Consider the following 6,617-nt stretch of genomic DNA (forward strand, 5'->3'; position numbering starts at 1 on the left):
CCTGGTCAGTAAAAACCCCGGCTTGCCGGGGTTTTTTATTGTCTTCAGTATGGCGTCAGCCCTTTCTCCTGCATCACGCTGCGCGCCTTATCGCTCTGCAGGTATTTTACGAACTTCGCCGCGGCCTGCTGCTGCTGGCTGCTGCGCGTGATCACCGCACCGTACAGCGTATCCTGCTGTGCCGCCGGCGGAATCAATCCCACGATAGTAATACCTTTCACCGCCTTCAGCTCGCTGTTCTGCTGGAAGCCCAGCTCGGCTTTGCCCTGCGCGACCGCCTCACCCACCGGCGTGGCCGGAATCACGGTGATCTTCGCCGCCGTTTTCGGGCCCAGCTGCAGCTTATCCAGCATCTTGCTCTGAATATATTTGCCGCTGGCGCTGTCAGACACGGCGATACTTGAAGCGGAGGTCAGTACCTGTTTGAACTTCGCGACGGTACTGATATCCGGCGGCGTAGTGCCCTGTTTCACCGCCATGGCGATGTACGAGTGCGCCAGTACCTGATGGCTGGCGCTATCCACCCATTTCGCCTGCTCCAGCGGCTTGATGGCGTAATCCACCATCACCAGCACATCGGCGCTTTCATGGCGTTTAAGGCGATTAGGAATCGCCTGCGGCGTGTCACCCATCGACGGCGCCGCTTCCAGCTCAATGCTGTCACCGCTCTGCTGCTGATAATCCTGCTTCAGGCTTTCAATCACCGGGTACATACCGCCGGAACTGAATACCTTCAGCGTTGCGGCCTGGACGCCCGGTTGCGCCGCCAGCAGCAGTGCCGCCAGAACCATGGTGCGTTGCTTCATCTCCCTGCTCCTTTTTTTGCGTGGAGCATCCGGTGTAGCCAGAAACAAAACGATGAACAACGTTATTACCAGATGAAACAGAGCCAGCTCACGCCTTATTCTGTAACCAATCATGAAGCTGGCGATAAGCGGCGACCATCTCCTCCAGCGAAGCGCGGTTTAACCCGCTGGGATTGGGCAGCACCCATAAACGGGTTTCGCCCAGCAACTGCGGCTGCTCGCCCCACGCCACGTTGCGCTGACGAAACGCCTTCTGAAACGCATCCTTACCCAGCACCGCCAGCGCGCGCGGCTGAAAGCGCAGCACCTTTTCCTGCAGACGCGCGCCGCCGTCGCGCAGCTCCGCGCCCGCCAGCTCGCTGGCCTGAATGGTGGGGCGCTCAACCAGCATGGTGATGCCGCAGCCGGTCTCCAGCAGCCGCTGTTCCTGCTCCGGCAGCAGCTGTTCGCGGGTAAATCCGGCCTGATGGATGACCTTCCAGAAGCGGTTGCCGGGATGCGCAAAGTGAAAACCGGTATGCGCCGAGGATTTGCCCGGATTGATGCCGCAAAACAGCACCTGTAAATCGGGCGCGATGATGTCGCGGATGTCGTGATCGCTCATGCTGTCACCAGCCCGGCGCGCAGTTTGACTGCCTGACGCGTCACCTCCAGCATCTGGCGCGCTTCCGCCTCGTCAGTACAGGCGCGCGCCAGCGCCAGCGCACCAACCATTTCGGCCTGCATGCTGCTGGCGATACTTTCCGCCTGCGCATGTCCCAGCTGCTGCAGCGCCTGCACCAGCTGGCGCCGCACCGCTTCGCGCTTCGCCGAAAACAGCGCCCGCGCATCCGGCGGTAAATGCGCCACTTCGCTGACCAGCGCCGGTATCGGACAGCCCTCGCCCGGCGCGCCACAGTGCTGGTCCGACAGATAGCGGTCGATCCACCGGTTCAGCCGTTCAGCCGGATCCTCAATCGCCAGCACGGCGGCAAAACGCTGCGCCGAGTCGGCAAACATCTCGCTAATCACCGCTTCGACCAGCGCTTCACGCGAGGCAAAGTGTGCATAAAACCCACCGTGCGTTAGGCCGACGCGCTTCATCAGCGCTGCCACGCCAATGCCTTCGGTGCCGCATTCGCGCATCACCACCGCCGCTTCTTCCAGAATGCGCTGCCGCGTGCGCGCCTTATGGCTTAGCTTTTCCATCGGTTGTTACCCTGCTCATCGTTAATGGCAATCAGTGTAATTATTACGATCGTCATATTCCAGCTTGACGACAGATATGATGGTCGTCATATTATCAGCACACCAATATGACGACCATCATACAGAGGGCTTTTCCCATGTCACATCAACTGGCTTTAATCACCGGCGCTTCCAGCGGTATCGGCGCAACTTACGCTAAACAGCTGGCTGCACGCGGCAACGACCTGATTCTGGTGGCGCGCGATGCTGCACGTCTGAGCGCACTGGCGCAGTCGCTGCACGAAGCGCACGGCGTTGAAGTCAGCGTGCTGGCTGCGGATCTGACGCGCCATGAGGATCTGGCGCGTATTGATAGCGAGCTACGGGACAATACGCGTATTACCACGCTGATCAACAATGCGGGCATGACGGTGGAAGGCGAGTTTATCGATGCCAGCATCGACCAGACGCAAACCATGCTGGCATTGAACGTGGTGGCGCTGACGCAGCTCTCTCACACGGCCGCACAGGTTTTCCGCAGCCGCAACGCGGGCACTATCGTGAACGTGGCGTCGGTACTGGCGCTGGTCAACGAGCAGGCGAACGGGGCCTACAATGCGACGAAAGCCTTTGTGCTCTCGCTGACGCGTAACATGCAGCGCGAGCTGGCGGGCCACAACGTACGCGTGCAGGCGTTGCTGCCGGGCCTGACGCGCACCGAGATCTTTCAGCGCACCGGGCGCTCGGTGGATGACCTGCCGGCAGAGATGGTGATGGAGGTCGACGACTTAGTCGCCGCCGCGCTACGCGGTCTGGATGACGGTGAAGCGATCACCATTCCTTCGGTGGAAGATATGGGCCTGTGGCAAAGCTTCGAGCAGGCGCGCGGCGCCATCCTGCCATTTATCTCGCTGAATAAGCCTGCCTCACGTTATCGCTGAACCTGCGCATCCTGAGACAAGGAAGCAGCAAGCCTTGTCTCAAAAATGCGACAACGCTGGGCGCTTATTGCGCGCTTCTGCCGGGGATCGGGAATTTTTTGCTGTGAGATCAAGGACTCAGTGATTGCGGGAATTTTCACCAACCGATTGAGCAACGCTGGATCGCCCCACCGAGATACTTTATAATCCCCGCTCCGCTGGCCCCTTAGCTCAGTGGTTAGAGCAGGCGACTCATAATCGCTTGGTCGCTGGTTCAAACCCAGCAGGGGCCACCAAATTTAATCATAAAAAACATATAGTTAAGCCGCTCATCGAAGCGGTTTTTTTGTATCTGGTTTTTTGAGTGGCGGTAAAGTGGCGGTGCATTTTTTACCACGTGCAAAGCCAGCGTCTTGCTAAGCTACCGCGCTGTGTGCTGCAGCATTGTGGTGGGCTATCTGGATTGATAACATCTGTCTGGGTTACTAAACATTGATTTAGTATCTTCCATCGAATTAACTGCAAAATTTCCATCAATTATAAAAGGATTTTTAATTGCGTAGCTATCAGGAAATTGCAAGGCGTATAGCCAAAATTATTCTATCCCCCGAGTCGGCTTTAGGCTTCATTGATGGCGTGCTATCTGTTCCTAAAGATATTGGTTACCTGGCGTTTGGGTTTATTGATACCGATAACCGTTATCAGCGCGAGACCGAAAAAATCAGGATGCTGACAGCCATTAAGTATGGCCTTCTTGAGAATCATAATTTCATCAAGACGATAGAGACGGTTCTGGACATCTTTAACAAAACTGTTCCTGAAGATAAGCAGAATGCCATTTACGGTAAAACAATGGCGTCGGTAGCTGGCCGCACAATCACTAATTCCCTGATAGCAGGTAAGCTTGCGACAATCATTGCACAACGAAGCTCATTCCTCATAACCTTACGCGGCGGCCTTATTGGTAACACATTATTGATTGGTGGCATGGTTGAGAGATGTATTTATACTTCAGAACGCCTTCAGCAATATAATCCCGAGATTTATAATCGCCTGCGTACCCGGGATTTAGATTTGCTTTACTTTCTTGTTGAGCCTGCTTTAAATCCATTCGTTGATGCTTTGAAGATAAGGAATACGCAAGGGCAGGTAGCCTTTGAAAGACTTCTTTCCATGGTTGAGAATGAAATCAATGCGAAATGATAAACCTCACAAATTAAGTATCGGTAAGCGTATTCTGTTTACCCTCATCGAAGCATCTGGTGCTGTTATAGGGGGCTTCTTAGTCCTGCTTTGCAGTTACTGGTTTTTCCATTATGACACATGGCATGAGCGGCTAATCGCAATCGGCCTGACCATTGCGGTTGTCTATTTCATAGGGAAAATGCTGCCAGAACGACCAGACCAGTAGACCCGACCGGTTGTATTATTTTCAGTTTCGTAATCCCCCTGCGCTCGTTAAGCCTTGCCAGTACTGGCCTGGCTGCGCTTATGGCAAATCCCCGAACACACAGCGCGCGATCCTCTGCCCTCACGTAAAATCTAGTTTTCCATTATTTTTCAGGCAATTGAATTTTCTCTTAGATCCTTTTTAGATCCTCAAAACTAAAAAAGCTGAAATTCTTTTCACTGATTTCAGTTGGCTTACTCCGGCACAAAGCCAGCAGCAGCACAGCCCGGCGTGGCGGTTTGTAGAAAAATAAAACTGAAAAATTTTCCTGATGCAAAACCTGCAGGCGGGTGCGGTGTAGCGCCGATTTTGTCTGCGAAGCATTTATTATGCCGGGGCTGAGGCGCTGTGTGCGTTCTGTACGGTCTGGTGAAGGGCAATAAAAAACCCGCTTCGCTAGCGGGTTCGGGATGGCGGCTTACGGGCCGATGACAGGGGAATATTTGGTATTAAACGCGGCGGCCTGCTGCCCGCTCTAGGCAATGGCGGCGCTATTGGTCGGCTGTCCGGTGTCCGGGTGCGTATGGCTGGCCAGTTGATTGGCAAGCTGCTCAACAAGCGCCACGGTATCGAGCATCAGTTGGGCTACGTTAATGTGTGCGTACCCAATCCACACTACCGGTGAAGTAGACTCCTGCCGACATCATGCCAGTTAATGATGAGAAGCATCCGACCACATGCAAGGTGATGGGAAATCCACTCGCACCAGAGTTTAATGAGCTACGCGGATTAATTGAGTGACCCGCATCAAACCCGTTAGAGAACGTGAGAGAGTTTAAAATCAGTGAATCGGAGATGGCATATCTCACCATTGAAGAAATCAGAACCCTACTCACAGAATGTGAGAACAGCCGATCTAAAGACCATTGTGAAAATCTGCTTGGCAACAGGTGCACGATGGAGTGAGGCCGAAGGGTTGAAGGGAAATTAAATCCGCGCCGGTCAGATCATCTACGTGAAAATTAAAGGCAAGAAAAACCGCGCGGTGCCGATAACTGAAAAATTATAGGCTGATCTGCCATCCAATAGGAAAGCGCAGGTGCTTTTTAAACCGTGCTATTCAGCCTTCAGAAAGGCCATGCAACGCGCCGGTATCGAAACACCAGTTGGACAGCTAACGCATGTTTTGCGCCACACACTTGCTTCACATTTCATGATGAACAGTGGCAATATTCTAGTTCTCCAGAGAATACTCGGGCATACGGATATCAAGGTGACGATGCGGTATGCGCACTTTGCACCGAACCATCTGGCAGAAGCTATCTTGTTAAATCCCCTTGAAATAATGAACTCCTAAAACAGCGTGTTGTATGCATTACAAAATTCAAAAAAATCTCAATCGTGCTAAATTAACATAAGGTGATAGTGATGAAAGAAAATGATTGGAGAGATTACGAGGTTTTTGTTGGCAGAATACAGCAGAGTCTTTTAAATGCAGAAGGCATATCGCATATAAAGAACATCAATGTTGAAATTAATAAAAAATTAATAGACCGAAGTGGAATTGAGCGTCAATTCGACTTATATTGGGAATTCCAACTCGGCGGCCAGATTTACAAAAGCGTGATTGAATGTAAAAATTATGCCTCGGCAATAACCATTGAAAAAATTGATGCTTTTATTGGAAAAGCCAATGATATTCCTGGCCTCAGACTTATATACGCTACCAAAACTGGCTATCAGAGCGGTGCCAAGACCAAAGCAGAACAACATAAAATCGATTTATTGATTGTCAGAGAAGGCGTAGACGAGGACTGGACATCTTCTGATGGCACTCCATTAGTTAAAACTATTAATATTAATATAAAGGCTGTGAGCGTTCCTAGAATTATCTCATTTACGCCTCATGTCGATGCTAAATGGTTGGAATCACAAGTTAATTTAAAATTAGAAGACGTAGAGCAGAGGTTTGGTCGCACTCTCAACAACGAAATATTTATTCATGACAAAGTAAAAAATGAGAGAGTATCATTGCATGAACTACAAACTCAACTCCTGTGCAAGGTAAAAGACATTCACTATGGAAAGGGAAGCTTCAGTGAAAAATTTGAAGATGCTCAGCTGGAAAACTTAGATGGAAGCTTAAAATTAAAATTATCATCTTACGCTTTGGAGTATATCTATAATAAACCCATAAATATGATCTCCACAATTGATTACTCGAATGAATTGTTAGGTATAGTGCATAATTATGTCACTGGGAACAAGAAGATGATTTTCAATGACGGCCAAATCATTAACATGTCAGAATAAAAGCATGACATGGGATATAAT

At 51.1% G+C, this 6,617-nt stretch carries 6 protein-coding genes, 1 tRNA gene and 1 pseudogene; 5 read left to right on the forward strand and 3 right to left on the reverse strand.

What is annotated here, in order from left to right:
• Positions 1-44: 44 nt before the first annotated feature.
• The 3 genes from CBW22_RS21855 to CBW22_RS21865 form a co-directional block, all read right to left on the reverse strand.
• Entirely contained in the window at positions 45-806 is a 762-nt protein-coding gene (locus CBW22_RS21855) for a substrate-binding domain-containing protein (protein ID WP_058759768.1), read from the reverse strand.
• 88 nt (positions 807-894) lie between these two features.
• Positions 895-1,410: a G/U mismatch-specific DNA glycosylase gene (gene mug / locus CBW22_RS21860; RefSeq protein WP_058771358.1), complete on the reverse strand. Its 516-nt coding sequence runs from the start codon at positions 1,408-1,410 to the stop codon at positions 895-897.
• Positions 1,407-1,994: a TetR/AcrR family transcriptional regulator gene (locus CBW22_RS21865; RefSeq protein WP_088517854.1), complete on the reverse strand. Its 588-nt coding sequence runs from the start codon at positions 1,992-1,994 to the stop codon at positions 1,407-1,409. The genes mug and CBW22_RS21865 overlap by 4 nt, the downstream gene beginning before the upstream one ends.
• A gap of 137 nt (positions 1,995-2,131) precedes the next feature.
• On the opposite strand from CBW22_RS21865, the gene CBW22_RS21870 reads away from it, so the two are divergent.
• The 5 genes and pseudogenes from CBW22_RS21870 to CBW22_RS21895 all read left to right on the forward strand — a co-directional run bounded on the left by CBW22_RS21870 (position 2,132) and on the right by CBW22_RS21895 (position 6,596).
• Positions 2,132-2,914, forward strand: coding sequence for an SDR family NAD(P)-dependent oxidoreductase (locus CBW22_RS21870; RefSeq protein WP_088517855.1), 783 nt, complete (start codon positions 2,132-2,134; stop codon positions 2,912-2,914).
• A gap of 199 nt (positions 2,915-3,113) precedes the next feature.
• A tRNA-Ile gene (locus CBW22_RS21875) sits at positions 3,114-3,189 on the forward strand.
• 259 nt (positions 3,190-3,448) lie between these two features.
• Positions 3,449-4,096, forward strand: coding sequence for a hypothetical protein (locus tag CBW22_RS21880; RefSeq protein ID WP_088517856.1), 648 nt, complete (start codon positions 3,449-3,451; stop codon positions 4,094-4,096).
• Between the two features lie 958 nt (positions 4,097-5,054).
• Positions 5,055-5,640, forward strand: a pseudogene (locus tag CBW22_RS21890) (tyrosine-type recombinase/integrase); the annotation flags it as partial.
• 71 nt (positions 5,641-5,711) lie between these two features.
• Positions 5,712-6,596, forward strand: coding sequence for a restriction endonuclease (locus tag CBW22_RS21895; RefSeq protein WP_088517858.1), 885 nt, complete (start codon positions 5,712-5,714; stop codon positions 6,594-6,596).
• Positions 6,597-6,617: the final 21 nt, after the last annotated feature.

It is taken from the genome of Pantoea sp. VS1 (genome assembly GCF_002207995.1).
Classification (GTDB): domain Bacteria; phylum Pseudomonadota; class Gammaproteobacteria; order Enterobacterales; family Enterobacteriaceae; genus Pantoea; species Pantoea dispersa.

Bases quoted from the DNA above. Each gene is read 5' to 3' on its own strand.
- CBW22_RS21855 (WP_058759768.1), bottom strand. From the start codon at position 806: ATGAAGCAACGCACCATGGTTCTGGCGGCACTGCTGCTGGCGGCGCAA.
- mug (WP_058771358.1), bottom strand. From the start codon at position 1,410: ATGAGCGATCACGACATCCGCGACATCATCGCGCCCGATTTACAGGTG.
- CBW22_RS21865 (WP_088517854.1), bottom strand. From the start codon at position 1,994: ATGGAAAAGCTAAGCCATAAGGCGCGCACGCGGCAGCGCATTCTGGAA.
- CBW22_RS21870 (WP_088517855.1), top strand. From the start codon at position 2,132: ATGTCACATCAACTGGCTTTAATCACCGGCGCTTCCAGCGGTATCGGC.
- CBW22_RS21895 (WP_088517858.1), top strand. From the start codon at position 5,712: ATGAAAGAAAATGATTGGAGAGATTACGAGGTTTTTGTTGGCAGAATA.